The following is a 15,137-nucleotide window of genomic DNA, read 5'->3' on the forward strand; positions in this document are numbered from 1 at the left end:
TGTAACATCAACTTTCCTCAGTTTTAATAGTCGCCTCTCTCCTAGCATAAACAACAATTCATAACCGACCTTTACCAAAAGCTCCAATAATCCCCTGTTTTTTATTTTCTTAATTAGTCTTGACAGCGCTACTTTTGACACCACTAATTTTCAACACATCACTCATCGTTGCACAGTAATTTGGTAACCCAAAACTGGCGGGATTAATGGCGTTTTCGTAGGTAAAATGTCGGTATCCCATGCAGAATCTATCCCAAGCAGCCATCTGAATTCGGAAGACAGCAATAATCAAATTTGCCAATGATATGGATAGAGGAATGCGAAAGTAAATCTTTTTACCTAAATAGGCGCAGACTTCTTCTACCGCTTGGTTAACTGTTAATTGCTTTTGACCTAAAACAAATTTGCGAGGTTCCCGCTCTGTGGGAGGATAATCAATTAAATATCGAATTGTGGTAGCTATATCTCGGCCGTGGATAAAGTGGAAACTACCATCGGCTTGCAAAAACCGAATTATATTAATATATTTTGTAACTTCCGGGATACCAGATGTTAAATGAGAATAGGGCTTGTTAGCATCGCCGCCTAAAACTAAAGTAGGAAAAACTGTGGTAATTTTAGGTGCGATCGCTAATTTTGGAAGTTGCTGTAAGCATTTATACTTAGAACTGACGTAATCTGTACCAATTTCCCCGGCTTCTTTGAGTGGTTGATTGTGGCGATCTAAAACACTAGCGGTAGAAAAATAAATTACTTGTTCACATCTTTCTGGATCTAGCAGCTTCAGCAATTCCAAAGTCTTGTTAACATTAATATTAAATGTTTCATCACCGCCCCAAGCTGTTGCTGTTAGCACCGCCGTATCAATTGTTGATAGCAGTTCAGCATACTGACTAATTTGTTGCATATCACCTTGCAAAACGGTGATACCTAGACGCGCCTGTGTATTTACTTGCAGCTTCTTTGGGTTCCTAACTAGTAGATACAATTCATGATCTGTTTCTTGAATTAAGGCTTCAGCTAGGTAGTGACCGATACAGCCACTTGCACCAGTTACTAATATCCGTTTCTGGCTCATAAATAATTTTAAGTTTTATTTATTTAAGTTTATTTATTATAAGTTGCTGATAATGAATTTTTAGTTCCCAGTATAGGGGCTTTTCAAGGGAATTGATCAATATGTAAATTGTCAGCTGTTAATCATTAACTAACAACTGACAACTGACCCTTACGGATTCGGCAGTTGCTTCAAGTCGGGGAACCCGCCCAACGCACTGCCTCACAACTGACAACTGACTATTGACTATTGACTAAACCAATACATTCAGCTGTTTTGCAGTTTCAAAGAAGAAAGCCACATTTTCTTCTGGAGTTTCTGGTAGTACACCATGACCGAGGTTAAGAATATGACCCCAATTTCCAGCTTTGCGAACAGTATCAAGGATGCGATCGCGGATAAACTCTTTAGAACCAAATAGCACGCCTGGGTCGAGATTTCCCTGAACTTTCACATGCTTACCCAATCTAGCTCGTGCTTCTGCCATGTCTACTGCCCAGTCTACAGTCACAACATCTGCACCTGATTTTGCCATTCTTTCCAACACACCTGCACTACCGCTGACTAGCAAAATTAAGGGTGTGTCGGGATGGGTTTGCTTGACTTGCTCAAAAACCCGTTGCTGATAGGGTAGGGCAAAGGTGTCATAATCTTGAGGACTCAATTGACCTGCCCAGGAGTCGAACATTTGCACAACTTGAGCGCCACAGTCAATTTGGTAGCGTGCGTAAACGGCGATCGCATCTGCTAATTTTGCTAAAAATTGATGCAGAATCGTTGGGTCAGAAAACGCCATATTCTTGATGATGGAATAGGTTTTAGAACCTTTTCCCTCGACTGCATAAGCAGCTAATGTCCACGGCGCACCGACAAAGCCTAACACCGTTGATTGATTCCCTACCTCTTGACGCAACGCCTGCAATATGGTTTTGATAAACGGCAGGGATGCTTCAGGCTCAAAGGAATGCAAATTATCAACTTGTTCTTGAGTGCGAATGGGCGAGTGAATAATTGGCCCTTTACCTTCCGCAATATCCATGTCAATGCCTAAACCAGGCAACGGCGTTACAATGTCGGAAAATAAAATCACCCCGTCTGGTTGAAAGGCTCTCCAAGGCTGTAGGGAAACCTCAATCGCTACTTCGGGAATTTCGGAGCGATCGCGGAAGGAAGGATACTTCTCCCTTAAATCTCGATATGCTTTCATATACCTTCCCGCTTGTCGCATCATCCATACAGGGGGACGGTCTACTACTTCACCACGAGCAGCAAGCAGGAGTCTAGGAGCTGTTGAGGAAACACCCATTTAACACTTCATCCTAAGTCACTTTTTTATGCCACTGTTTAGCTTATCATTCTGGGATTACGCTTTTTCAGGAGTCTGGTTACACTCTAGTCTCTGCTTAACTTAACTTCATATGCCAACTGATTCCAACAGTTCCGCTCATGTTGCATCGACTCAGAACGCTCCCAAAGTCAGGAAGTTTTTGATCCCGCGTTCTCAAACCAGAAGTTTCTTGATCAAGTTTACTTTCATAACCTGTTTGGGATGGGTTGTGGGTGGACTTGCTAGTATAGCCGGAGAAAATCTTCTAGATCGCGTTTCACCCAGTTTTTTTCCAGATCCCCAAATGTGGAATGGCTTAGTCAGCGTTCTGAGTACCATTGTTTTTGCCTTGATTTTCGCTGCTGCACAAGCGCTGATTCTGCGTCCCTATATCCCTGCTTGGTGGTGGTTGCTAGCTACCAGCATCGGTTGGGTGATTGCCAACAGCGTTTCTACAGGCTGGATTAACTATATCTCGTCCATTGGCGCATCCTTTAACGAAACTTTATCAACTGATGCAATGCTGATTTTGGGAGGCTTGTCTACTATTTCCTATATTATTTCGGGAATTTGGCTCGGATTTTGCCAATGGCTGGTATTGCGACGCTACACAGTCAACCCTTGGTGGTGGAGTTTTCTGCCGACAATTTGCTTCTTCTTCATCAGTACTTTAATTTGGCTGCTTTCTTTATTGCAAAATTTTATTCCCGAAGCCAACCGGACTTCGATATTGTATTGGAATGGGCAAGGATTTACAGCTTTAATTCTGGGATTTATTCCCGCAATTGGCTTGTGTACTTTAAAAAGAAAACCACAGCACAAACCTGTGATTCCTAGCTCATCCTCAGATCACTAGGCAGCTAACTGCTGCTGATTATTGATGATGTATAAAGATAACCATTTACCGAATATAACTAAACCACCAGTTGCCGAGAAACAGCCACAGCTTTTAGAGTTACATGGCGATCGCCGCATGGACAACTACTTTTGGTTGCGCGATCTTGATAATCCTCAAGTTCCTGCATATTTAGAAGCTGAAAACAATTATACCGCAGCGATGATGGCACACACCAAACAGCTGCAAACAAACCTCTATAATGAAATGCTGGCAAGGATTAAGGAAACCGACTTATCAGTGCCCTATCGCCAAGATGACTACTACTACTATATACGTACTGAAGAAGGCAAAGATTATCCTATTTATTGCCGCAAACAGGGTAACTTAGAAGCACCAGAAGAAGTGCTGTTAGATGAAAATGAGCTAGCACAAGGACATGAATTTTTCAGTTTAGGCGTGTTTGATATTAGCCCCAATCATCAAATCTTAGCTTATTCAGTTGATACTATTGGTGCTGAGCAATACACACTGTTTTTCTTAGACTTAACCACAAATAAATTATTGACCGAAACTATCCCTGATACGTATTTTTCGATGGCTTGGGCTAACGATAACAAAACAATATTTTATACCAAAATTGATGATGCCAATCGTCCTTACCAACTATTTCGGCATACTTTAGGTACTGCTGTCGATGAGGATGTTTTAATTTATGAAGAACTGGATGAGATTTACCATTTGTATGTTGACAAAACCCGTAGTCAAGCATATATATTGATGCTTTTAAGAAGCAGCATCACCACAGAAGTTCATTATTTAGATGCCAATAATCCAGAGGACAATTGGCAATTAATTCATCCACGAACTACAGGGTTGGAATACGAAGTCGATCATCACAGTGATTACTTTTACATTGTGACTAATGATGAGGCGACTAACTTTAAATTGATGAAAACCTTGGTAAGTTGCCCAAATAAAGAAAATTGGCAGACAGTAATTCCCCATCAAGAAAATGTGTTGCTATCGGGAGTTAGTCTGTTTGCCAATTATTTAGTAATTTATGAAAGAAAAGGTGGACTAGAAACTGCTAGAGTCAGAAACTTTTCCACAGGTGAAGAGAGTAATATCACTTTTCCCGAGCCTACCTATGAATTTTACGAAGGTAATAACCCAGAGTTTAATACTAATATTTTACGTTTCCATTACACTTCTTTTATTACGCCGCAATCTGTTTTCGATTACAACATGGAAACAAATCAGCGGGAGTTAAAAAAAGAAACGGAAGTGCTAGGAGGCTATGACAGAACCCATTATCAGAGTGAGTGGCTAATGGCTACCGCCGAAGATGGGACAAAAATTCCCATATCAATTGTGTACAAACAAGGAATCAAAAAAGATAGTACAAATCCCCTGTTACTCACAGGATATGGTGCTTATGGTGCTTCTTACCCCGCCACCTTTTCCTCAAATCGCCTGACATTGTTAGATAGAGGAGTAGTGTTTGCCATTGCCCATATTCGTGGCGGGGAAGAAATGGGGCGACAATGGTATGAAGATGGCAAATTTTTACAGAAAAAGAACACCTTTACAGATTTTATCGCCTGTGCTGAATATTTAATCAAGGAAAAATGGACAGCGAGCGATCGCCTAGTAATTACAGGCGGTAGTGCGGGCGGCTTATTGATGGGAGCAGTTGTGAATCTGCGCCCGGAACTCTTCAAAGCAGTAGTTGCTCATGTCCCCTTTGTCGATGTAGTAACTACTATCTTGGATACTTCCTTACCCCTTTCTGCAATGGAATGGGAAGAATGGGGAAATCCCAATGATCCAATGTATTACGACTACATGAAATCTTACTCGCCCTATGATAACGTCGAGGACAAAGATTACCCAGAGATGTTAATTACAGCAGGCTTAAATGATTCTCGCGTTAAATATTGGGAACCAGCTAAATGGACAGCCAAACTTCGAGAACTCAAAACAGATAATAACATTCTCCTGTTAAAAACCAATATGGGTGCAGGACATAGCGGCGCATCTGGACGTTATGAAAGTTTGCGGGAACTAGCTTTTGAATATGCTTTTATTCTTGATAGATTAGGTTTCTCAGAGTGAAATGCTGACTGGAAAATAGGGGCTAGGGGATGAGGGGGATGTGGTACCCTGCGGGTTCTGCTTCGCAGTACGACTTTGCGGTAGTTGAATCTCGACTTCTCTACGAGACGCTACGCGAACGCTCGATTACCGCGTAGCCGAAACTCACCAACCGGGAGATGAGGGAGATGAGGGGGACAAGGAGGGTAAGGAGGACAAGAGAGACAAATTACTATTGTACAGATAAGAAATTTCTTATCTCTAATATTGACTATTGACTATTGACTATTGACTATTATCCCAAATTAAATCTAAACGCTCTTGTGCTGTTTTGAGCGCTTTTTCCGGAGTAGATTTACCTAACAATGTAGCTTCAATTGCTCGACCAAGGCTGTCAGATAGGCGACTATATCCAGCAATAATCGGTCGATATCCGGCTACAGAAATCTGATCGGCAAAGACTTTTAATACTGGTTGTTTGCTGATGAATTGTTGATAAGCTTCGCTTTGAGTAGCTTTGATATTCACTGGCAAAAAACCCGTACCTATACTCCATTCTGTTTGGAATTCTGCACTCAAAACATACTCCAAAAACTTGAGTGCAGCTTGTTCTCTAGCTGGTGTGGTTTTCATTAAATACATCACCCCCGTAGCTGTCACCGTCGCCCTCTCAAGATTTGCGGGCATAGGAAATACCTGATAATCAACCTGAGACTTCATAATATAAGTCCAAGGCCCTGTTATTTGCATAGCCACCCGACCGGAAATAAAAGCGTCCTCTTCATAGCCACGTTCTGGAGGAGAAAGGGTTGCTGAATGATCTTTGATCAAGTCTTGCCAGAACTGTAAAGCATTAATCGCCGCCTGATTCGTCAAATTAGGTCTATTATCTGTTAATATCTCGCCCCCAGCGCTCAGTAAAAAAGGGAACCAACTAAAGACAGTCCATTCTCCTTTTCCTAAAGGTAGTAACATTCCATACTGTTCGGGTCGTCCATCGCCATTGCGGTCAATAGTTAACTTTTTAGCAACTTGTCTTAATTCTTCCCATGTTTTCGGTGTTTCGGTGATTCCCGCAGCTTGGAAAAGTTTTGGTCGATAAAAAATACCAAGATTTGCGGTGTATAAAGGTATTGACCAAATATGGCCATTTAAGCGCAATTCTTCCAGTAGGTTGGGAATAACTTCGGACTTAAACGGTAATTTTTCCAGCCATTCATCTAAAGGTTGAATTGCTCCTAATTCAGCAAATTGCCCTGTATTTTGGGCATTGAATGCCAAAATATCTGGAGGTACATTGCCCACAACTGCTGTTAAGATTTTCGGCAATTGGGGTTCACCTACAAATATAGATTCCACTTGGATATCAGGATGAGTTTGATTAAATTTTTTGACTAGTTTTTCAAACACATCCCGATTCGGAGGAGGATTGATTGATTGCCATAGACTCAGATGAATTACTCCATCATTCTTTGGGGCTGTTCCCTGACAACCGGATAAAAATATTAAACATATAGTCAGGGAAATTAACAGCAGTGACAGCCGCCAAATAGAATTTATCCCTTGGCGAAAAAATTGCTTAATTTGGAATTGAAAGATGATCGAGTTCATGCCACTTAGTTAAGCAACTGCTTCTCACCTTTTTGAAACCATACCCCAGTGTAATCAATTCGACGCAGGTTAAATTGCTCTCCCCGCAAACGTTCAAAATCATGTAGAGCTTTTTTACAACCGTCCCAATGACCGTAGTCATCCACCTGAATCATACCATTAGGAACAATACTGTCATAGAGCGTATTGAAGATGTCCATTGTGGATTCATACCAGTCTCCATCAGCGTGGAGAAAGGCAATATTACCAATCTCAGACTTATATTGCGGCAATGTTTGAGCAAATAACCCCTTAACAGGGACAACAATATCTTGGACTTTTAACAATTGACAAATTGATTGTATATTTTCTCTAATTGGAGCTTTTAAAGTGCCGACTCCAAACCCTGTGAGATTTGCCGATATGCCGTTAGATATATCTACTTCTGTTGGTTCTGGCATTCCTTCAAAAGTATCACAGGCATAAAGTCGGCGTGGACGAAGGCTGTAGCGCTTGATTACCGATGCTAAAAGCGCTGCTGCACCGCCTTTATAACTTCCACATTCGACAAAGTTTCCGGGGATATCTTCTAAACAAATTTTCTTGGCTAGAGAGTAGAGTGAAAATAAACGTATTTCACCTAATAAAGTGTATGGTCGAACAGCAGCGAGAATTTCCAGAAATTCATTGACTACATCAATGGATAATTCACTCACAGAATAGTTTTGTAAATGTTCTGGTAAATACCAATTAACTTTTGGATCTGGCTGATGTTGGACTGGCTCAATATTACCGCGCCATGCAACTCCCATGATTTGCATTGTTTGATAAATCATTGTCTTCCACCCTTTTTGCCTTAAGTAATCTAAGCCTTGGGCAACATCAGGAGAATTTAAATCATGGAATAAAATTAAAGCATCGGTCTCGGCTAATTGTTCGCAGATGATTGCATCGTTGAGTGGACATGGAGCATCATGAGAGCCGTCAATGAAAAACAAAGACCACTTGCACTGTAATTTTTCTGCTAATTCCTCTACTTTTTCAGGACTATAACCGCTGATTAAATTCACTGTATCTAGCACACCAGCAGATTGCAAAGAATCGGTCACACTTTCATAGACATCTGCTTCTGCTAACCGGGGATCAATTACGTCTAATTCTACTCCCGCTAAAGCTAGATGACAAGCAGACCAACCATACCAGCAGCCAATTTCTAAAGCTCTTTTACCTCTAAATTTTAGGGCAGTGTTATAAAGAATATGAGCTTCATCTCGACTGACAAAGCCTGCAAATGGTTGTCTTTTATCTGCATACCAGTTATGAGGAATTGTGCTTCTTATGTAAGGCCAAGTACAAGCACTGGGATCTGCCACAACCATATTGGGGAAACATTTATCTGGCTTGATGACTTCAAATCCTGGTGAAACATAATCACCATCTGCTAAAAATTCTCTATCAACAAATTCTACGGTTTCTTTATTCATCTTGTTTCGTCAAATATCCTGGTTATAACTGTAAAACTAGCTGCTGATTTAATGTCTGATATAATTCAGACTAGGCAGAGATAATTAATTTATTATTTAATTACCTAAATAAATTTGCCTAAAAATTGTTAAATTCGTCGATAATCTGAAGATAGTTGGGAATCAGGCGACTAAAATCAAAATTTTCTTTGGCATATTCAACAATTTCTTGGCGATAGTATTGATTTTTTTCAATCATTTCCATAATTGCCTCAGTGACAATTATTTTATTTTCTGGAGTGGCATTACTTAAAATGTTATCTGGCAGAACTTTAATAAACTGTTTTGGATGTAAATTAGCACTAGCCGATTCAGAAATAACCACACATAAACCTGCTGCTAGAGCTTCAAGGACTACAAGGGGTGCAACTTCTCCATCACTAATTAATACTAAACAATTATAATTTGTGAGATTGGCATAAACTTGTTGTAAACTCCAGATACCTAAATATTTTGTTGTGCTTCCTTCGGTAAAATCAGGGTCATCTAAAGGCCCGACAAAATCCAAAGATAACTTTCCATCGATAATTTCTGCCAATAATCGCTGCTGTTTTCTTGGTTGAATCCAACCTAAACAAACAGCTTGATTATTTCCTTTTTCCTGAAAATTAATTTTATTAGTATCAATACCGTTAGGTTGAACTCTGATAAATCCAGAGTATCCTTTGTTGATAAAAAAATCTTTTGTCTCATGAGAAGCAGCAATGATGCCAGGTACATCCATATAAGGTTTAAATGCTTGTTGAAAGTCTTCATCCCATCTATCTTCTTTCAACAAATAACCATACTGGCAGGTAAAACAATATTTATGCTTGAGTTTTTGATTAAAAGCACCTACAAAATCGTAGGTGTATAAATGCACAAAATCATAGTGATTGTTGTTGAGATGTTCTATGGCTTGATCAACATCTTGTTCATCTATAAAATCTACTTCATGTCCAAGTTGAGTTAAAAATTTTGTATACTCATACATTAAAGTGTAAATAGAATTAGACAAGGGTGGTTTGAGGATGTAACCCCAAGCAACAATAGCAATTTTCATCACAAAATATCCTTTGGAAAATTTTGAAGTTAAAAATATAGTTGATTGATTTTGAATGTCATCTTTTAGTGCAGTTTATCGAGGCATAGATAGGAATATTGCACTTGGACTGCTAAACTCTGTGCATTTATGCTGTAGACAAGGCAGTTCAGAGTATAATACAAAAAGCAATTTAATAGCAATATAATGCTACGCAAAAACCAAAATCATCGAAATTATCGCAGCGATCGCCCAAAAAGTTATTTAGATTAAAAATAATTATTTTATCTCGGGCAAGAGCATCTCAAATACTATTGACATAGCTGATATTTTATGTATTTACGTAACTCCCTTCTTTCAGACTATGGCAATACAGGATGATTGTTAAGTTAGCGTCACAATTATACTGTGGCTGCTGAACAACGCCAGAGCTTAACTCTGGTTGATTTAGGAGTTAAATCGGGCAATGCAAATAGCTGACCAACTCATCTTTTTGTCAATGATGGTTAAGATACAGTGACCTATAATTTCACCTTAATCACACCTTCGTTAAGCGTTATTATTTTTAAATAATGTTGATGTAGCAGCAATCAAGAATCATGCCAAATTACAACTTATTATTTATGTCCACCCCAATTGGTGCGCTGGGTTCAGGATTGGGAGGTGGAGTAGAATTGACACTTTCTAATATTGCTCAAGAGATGCTGCGGCGAGGAAATAAATTAGAAATTGTTGCACCATTCGGATCTGTCAGCAGTTCATTACCGATTAGAGAAATTCCTGGAGAACTGCAAATACCAGCCCAAAATCAGAATCGTACTGAGCCAATTTTTATACCTAAAAATTCAGTTTTGGCGAATATGTGGGATTATGCTCGCCAAGTACAAGCAAATTATGATTTGATCGTGAATTTTGCTTATGATTGGCTGCCATTGTATTTAACACCATTTTTTAACACTCCTATAGCCCATCTTATCAGTATGGGTTCTTTAACAGATACAATGGATCATATAATTGAACAAGTAGCCAATCATTTTCCTGGTACTATTGGTGTTCATGGTAAAACCCAAGCTGCCACGTTTACATTTGCAGATAAATGTAGATGTTTGGTGAATGGGATGGATTTATCTTTGTATCAGTTTTGTAGTCAACCAGGTTCTCACCTGGCCTGGGTAGGTCGCATAGCACCAGAAAAAGGTATTGAAGATGCTGTAGCAGCAGCAAAAATTACAGGAATTCCACTGAAAATCTTTGGCTTAATACAGGATGTACCTTACTGGGAGAAAATTTGTCAGGACTATCCTGATGCTCCCATCGAATACAGAGGATTTTTGCCAACACATGAACTTCAACAAGAATTAGGTCAGTGTCGAGCATTATTAGTTACTCCCAGATGGATAGAAGCTTATCCGAATGTGGCATTAGAGGCGCTCGCTTGTGGTGTACCTTTGATTAGTTATCGTCGGGGTGGGTTAACAGAAATTGTTCAGGAAGGGAAAACTGGCTTTTTAGTAGAACCAGATAGTGTCCAAGGTTTAGTGGAAGCTATTCACCGTCTGGATGAAACTGACCGCCAAGCTTGTCGCCAACAAGCAGAAACGACATATTCTGTGTCGGCGATGGGCGATCGCATGGAACAATGGTTTGAAGATATTCTCACTCATAGTCCCAAGCTCAAAGCTCAAGCTTGAGATCTCATCTTTCCCGGCGATTATCAGACTCTACTGTATTGATAATTCCCAGGTTTTCAATTTTCAATGTGCAAAATTTACTTTTTTTCCCGGACAAAAGATTCTCCTACTAAGGAGAATTTATCATAGTTACAGATTATTTAGACATACCAAGCTCTAGTATTAATTAAAACAAAATTAAGATTTTTGTTGCAATTATTTACATCATTCCCATTTTTCTATTGCAGTTTGTAACTATTTTGTGTAACCTCAATGACTATTCCTTTAGACTGAATTTCAATAGAAAGAGATTGGGATCAAGTCAAATGCATTCGGTAAACATATTTTGTCACGAGTTTGTAGTTGCTGTTTCCTTTGTGGCTTGTATTGTTGGTTTATTGTTACTTTGGGATAGCAAGCAGCAAAAAGATGAACTAGAGGAAACAGAGCAAATTCTCTTGAGAATGAGCTTTTCTTACTGGCTAGTTTACTGTGTTGCTTTTGGCTTAGAAAAAATAATTTTACAGAGTTGGGAACCAATACTCACAACTTTAAAAATCACTACGGCTCTGTCATATTTTTTAACATTTTCTTGTATTATCAGTTTGCCACTGCACAGATTTGCTATCCATCAGGTAGAAGAATAGTTTAGAGTCAACAGTGCATAGTCAATTAACTATGGACTATGGACTATTGAGATGATTAATTTTTCATCGCGATCGCGATCGCCCCTAACAGCGTATCTTGATCTAAAGTTGTCAAGATAAATACTTCTTGCACAGTCCTACCTTGTCTGGCGATTACTTTATAACCGCCAAGAATCGGTACAGACACACGCAGTTGCATTTTCGGAGCATGACCTTTAACCCGCCCTATCACCCCAGGGGTGACAGTTTGAATTCCTGGCTGCTGACACAGACGTTCTAAAATGGGGATGAGTCCATCAATATGGGTCGAGTGGTTCCAAACTAGCCTACCATCATTGGGTTTGCCCATGATATTTAAGCTGCCTCAAGAGGAGCCATTGTCAAACCCGCCCGCCGTAGTTGCTGGTGATATAGTTCGGCTTGTTCTTGAGGCCCTGTCCAGACGATCGCTTGACCTTCAAAATGTATTTGGTTAGTCAGATCCCAAGCTTGATCGCCGGTCATTCCGGGAATATACTTCATCAGACACTCAGCCACATGCTGAAATGTATTAAAGTCGTCATTGAGAACAATCACTTTGTAGTTTGGATATAGCTTGCGGGTAACTTGATTAGACCGTTCAGGAGCTATAGTTGGTGATGTTGAAAGTCTGGTCACCATATAACAGTTAATCAACAGGGTTGTACAAAATTAGATTACAGATAACTAGTGTAGTCCATAGTCCAGAATCCAGATTTAATCTGGAAACTTTTCCATCATAGGATTTTTCTAGATTAACGCCAATTTCCCACTAATACATAAGGCGCCCAAAAAGCGGGGCGGCTATAATTGGGATAATTTTTCAGCAGAGTTACCTGCGCCCGACGCAAGGCTTCTGATTTTGTGACTTTGGTTTTAGCTAATTCATGGTAAAATTCACCAATCAAGATGGCGGTGGATTTATCATTAATATGCCACAGGGAAGCCACGGTACTACGTGCGCCTGCTTTCACAGATGCACCCGCCAGCCCTAGGGTAGCACGATTATCGCCTGCGGCGGTTTGGCAAGCACTCAAAACCAGCATTTCTAAGCTTCCTGTACGACTTTCATCACGACGGCGCAATAGACTATCAAACTGGGTAACGTTAATCGGCCCATCGGCAGCAAGTATAAAAGTATTCTCTGCTTGCGAACTAAATTGACCATGCGTCGCCAAATGTAAGATATTAAACGGCGCAGCATTTACCTGAGTCTCTAAATTCTTGCTATTAAATTGCCGATCTAATAATTCGGTAGTAGAAACTCCAGCTTGGGAAATGAGATTAAATTCTGATTTAATTTCTGGTAATGGCGGAAATTGTCTTTGATAGTCTTTTGGTGGCTCCACTAAACCAGCAGCGAGGACGTTAAGTTTTGTTTGAGTCAAAGGTTTGGGTTCGATCAATTGTAATCCCAAGCTGAGAGCGACTGCATACTTCTCTACTAAATATTGCTGACCGTCATACAAAGCAGCTATGGGCACATTGCGCAAGGCTCCATCCAGTACAAATACGAGGGTATCGACTTGACTGTTTTTTAAATCAGACTCTATGGGTTTAATTAACCAGTCATAAACTTGTTGGGACAGCAATTCTACTTCTTCAGTTCTGTCAGGTTCTAAAATATACTCGCGAATTTGTTTGACAACTGCTTCTACCTCAGCTTGTGATTTCGCGATCGCATAATGGCGCAGGGGTTGGTTGGGAATTTTGACAATTACCTGTAGTTCCTGGGGGAGAATAATCGGGTAAATAATCGTCGTTGTGGGATTTTCTCGGTCTACCACTGTATCCAGGGGAACAGTTTTGGCATTAATGCAAGCTTCCCGGAAGAAATCGTCTAATTCTGCTAGTTGTAGTGCTTCTATTCTTTGCCTAGCTTGGTCTAACGTTTGTTCCCGGTGATTAATTTGGTAGGACTGCAATAACAATTCTACTGACTGGCGATAAACAGGTTCGACACTTTCTTTAAAGGAAAATTGCACATCGCGATTCACAGCTACCAAGTCGCTGCGCAGAGTGTGCAACTCATTCACAGCATTATCATAAGCGGCGATCGCACTTTGAATATTTCCCTGCTGTTTCCCCAATCGTCCTAATTGCCAATACCAACGATAAGCGATATCTGGGGCGTTGATGGCTTGGGCTAAAGAAAGTGCTTGTTCGGTCAGATTTTGCGCAGTTGACCATTGCTGATTTTGCTCGTATACACTGCCAAGAGTACCCAAAGCATAGCTCAAAGCTCGCTTGTCTGCCAAATCTCTGGCTTGTTGCACAGCGGTGGCGGACATTTGGGCGATTTCGGGTATGGGTGACCCCAACTTCAGCAAGCTTTGCACCAGATGAATACGAGCATAAATCGTGTCCACAGTCAATGGTAGATTAGTCAGTTGAGTCTGAATTTGGGGAAATAATTGCTGTGCAGCTTGCTGTTGTCCCATACTGACAAGTAGACTCAACTGATTAATTTGAGCTTGGACTTTGGTAATCGGGCTGGGAGTAACAGCCGCAGCTTGTTGATAAAAAGAGATCGCTCCTGATAAATCTTGCTGTACTCTGGCTGTATTACCCAAACTAAACAACGCCGCACTTACATCTTCGGGAGACTTTAAGGTTTGGGCGATTTCCAGACTTTGCAGCAATACCTGACGAGATTGCTGCAAATTTCCCGCTAATTGCAGTGTATCCCCCAAAGACCGTAATTCTACTGCTTTAGTCATAGAGTTGGGTTGTGATTGTAACTCCTGTTGCAATTGGGTTAATAACGTCAAACCCCGACGGTAAAAGCCCAAGATTTGCCATGCTTGTGCAGAGTTGATGCGACTTTTGGTAATCCCATTGCGATCGCCTAACTGTTGATAAATTGCTTCTGCACGTTGCCAAGTTTGTAGCGCCTGTTGAGTTTGTCCCAAATCTAGTTGAATACTACCTTGAATATCGAGAATTTGCGCCCGAATCTGCCCATTATTTCCCGAAATTCTTTCTAGCAACTTAATACTCTCATTAATTGCCTGATTTGCTGTTGTTAAGCTACCCAATTGTTGATATGCCAATGCTAAATTACTTAATGCCACAGCTTGCTTTAATTCATCGCCTTGGCTGTGATAATTTGTCACCGCTTGTTGTAAGATTTTCGCAGATTCCGCAAACTGTCCAGCGTCATACAGCGCTTTTCCTTGTTGCAGTAAATCAAGCGTTTGGGGAGACTCTAGGGTTGTCACTTTGGCAGCAACCGGAGAACTAATTACGCACACCAAAGCTGTAAATAAAATCAGAAAAATAAAAATTATGCTGCGATATTTACGTAATAAGCATCTTTGGTAATATTTTGTCTGAAAGCGTTTCATAATTT

Annotated in this window: 12 protein-coding genes; 4 read left to right on the forward strand and 8 right to left on the reverse strand. The window is 40.3% G+C overall.

What is annotated here, in order from left to right; genetic code table 11:
- Positions 1–109 precede the first annotated feature (109 nt).
- Together AACU32_RS16975 and hemE are read right to left on the reverse strand one after the other, a co-directional pair.
- Positions 110–1,078: an NAD-dependent epimerase/dehydratase family protein gene (locus AACU32_RS16975; protein WP_096601388.1), complete on the reverse strand. Its 969-nt coding sequence runs from the start codon at positions 1,076–1,078 to the stop codon at positions 110–112.
- A 232-nt stretch (positions 1,079–1,310) separates the two neighbouring features.
- A complete protein-coding gene (gene hemE, locus AACU32_RS16980; RefSeq protein ID WP_096601391.1) occupies positions 1,311–2,363 on the reverse strand; it encodes a uroporphyrinogen decarboxylase in 1,053 nt (350 codons plus the stop codon).
- 112 nt (positions 2,364–2,475) lie between these two features.
- Between hemE and AACU32_RS16985 the strand changes: the two genes are divergently transcribed.
- Both AACU32_RS16985 and AACU32_RS16990 read left to right on the forward strand, forming a co-directional pair.
- Positions 2,476–3,240: a hypothetical protein gene (locus AACU32_RS16985; RefSeq protein ID WP_096601394.1), complete on the forward strand. Its 765-nt coding sequence runs from the start codon at positions 2,476–2,478 to the stop codon at positions 3,238–3,240.
- A gap of 27 nt (positions 3,241–3,267) precedes the next feature.
- On the forward strand, positions 3,268–5,337 hold the full coding sequence (locus AACU32_RS16990) for a prolyl oligopeptidase family serine peptidase (RefSeq protein WP_096601397.1): 2,070 nt from the start codon (positions 3,268–3,270) through the stop codon (positions 5,335–5,337).
- 264 nt (positions 5,338–5,601) lie between these two features.
- On the opposite strand, the gene AACU32_RS16995 is transcribed toward AACU32_RS16990, so the two are convergent.
- The 3 genes from AACU32_RS16995 to AACU32_RS17005 form a co-directional block, all read right to left on the reverse strand.
- Positions 5,602–6,927, reverse strand: coding sequence for an ABC transporter substrate-binding protein (locus tag AACU32_RS16995; protein WP_096601400.1), 1,326 nt, complete (start codon positions 6,925–6,927; stop codon positions 5,602–5,604).
- A gap of 5 nt (positions 6,928–6,932) precedes the next feature.
- Positions 6,933–8,390 carry a class I SAM-dependent methyltransferase gene (locus AACU32_RS17000; RefSeq protein WP_096601403.1) on the reverse strand — a complete coding sequence of 486 codons (1,458 nt, stop codon included), beginning with the start codon at positions 8,388–8,390 and terminating at the stop codon, positions 6,933–6,935.
- Positions 8,391–8,508: 118 nt separating this feature from the next.
- Positions 8,509–9,471 carry a glycosyltransferase family 4 protein gene (locus tag AACU32_RS17005; RefSeq protein ID WP_096601406.1) on the reverse strand — a complete coding sequence of 321 codons (963 nt, stop codon included), beginning with the start codon at positions 9,469–9,471 and terminating at the stop codon, positions 8,509–8,511.
- 602 nt (positions 9,472–10,073) lie between these two features.
- Here AACU32_RS17005 and AACU32_RS17010 point away from each other — a divergent pair.
- Both AACU32_RS17010 and AACU32_RS17015 read left to right on the forward strand, forming a co-directional pair.
- Positions 10,074–11,141 carry a glycosyltransferase family 4 protein gene (locus AACU32_RS17010; protein WP_339377992.1) on the forward strand — a complete coding sequence of 356 codons (1,068 nt, stop codon included), beginning with the start codon at positions 10,074–10,076 and terminating at the stop codon, positions 11,139–11,141.
- 305 nt (positions 11,142–11,446) lie between these two features.
- Positions 11,447–11,767 (forward strand): hypothetical protein, encoded by a 321-nt coding sequence (locus AACU32_RS17015; RefSeq protein ID WP_096601412.1) that lies wholly within the window; start codon positions 11,447–11,449, stop codon positions 11,765–11,767.
- Positions 11,768–11,822: 55 nt separating this feature from the next.
- Here AACU32_RS17015 and AACU32_RS17020 read toward each other — a convergent pair whose 3' ends face one another.
- The 3 genes from AACU32_RS17020 to AACU32_RS17030 form a co-directional block, all read right to left on the reverse strand.
- Positions 11,823–12,116, reverse strand: coding sequence for a DUF2103 domain-containing protein (locus AACU32_RS17020; RefSeq protein ID WP_096601415.1), 294 nt, complete (start codon positions 12,114–12,116; stop codon positions 11,823–11,825).
- Between the two features lie 5 nt (positions 12,117–12,121).
- A complete protein-coding gene (gene clpS, locus AACU32_RS17025; RefSeq protein ID WP_096601417.1) occupies positions 12,122–12,427 on the reverse strand; it encodes an ATP-dependent Clp protease adapter ClpS in 306 nt (101 codons plus the stop codon).
- Between the two features lie 113 nt (positions 12,428–12,540).
- Positions 12,541–15,132 carry a CHAT domain-containing protein gene (locus AACU32_RS17030; protein ID WP_096601420.1) on the reverse strand — a complete coding sequence of 864 codons (2,592 nt, stop codon included), beginning with the start codon at positions 15,130–15,132 and terminating at the stop codon, positions 12,541–12,543.
- Positions 15,133–15,137 lie beyond the last annotated feature (5 nt).

It is taken from the genome of Calothrix sp. NIES-2100 (assembly GCF_963875285.1).
Classification (GTDB): domain Bacteria; phylum Cyanobacteriota; class Cyanobacteriia; order Cyanobacteriales; family Nostocaceae; genus Aulosira.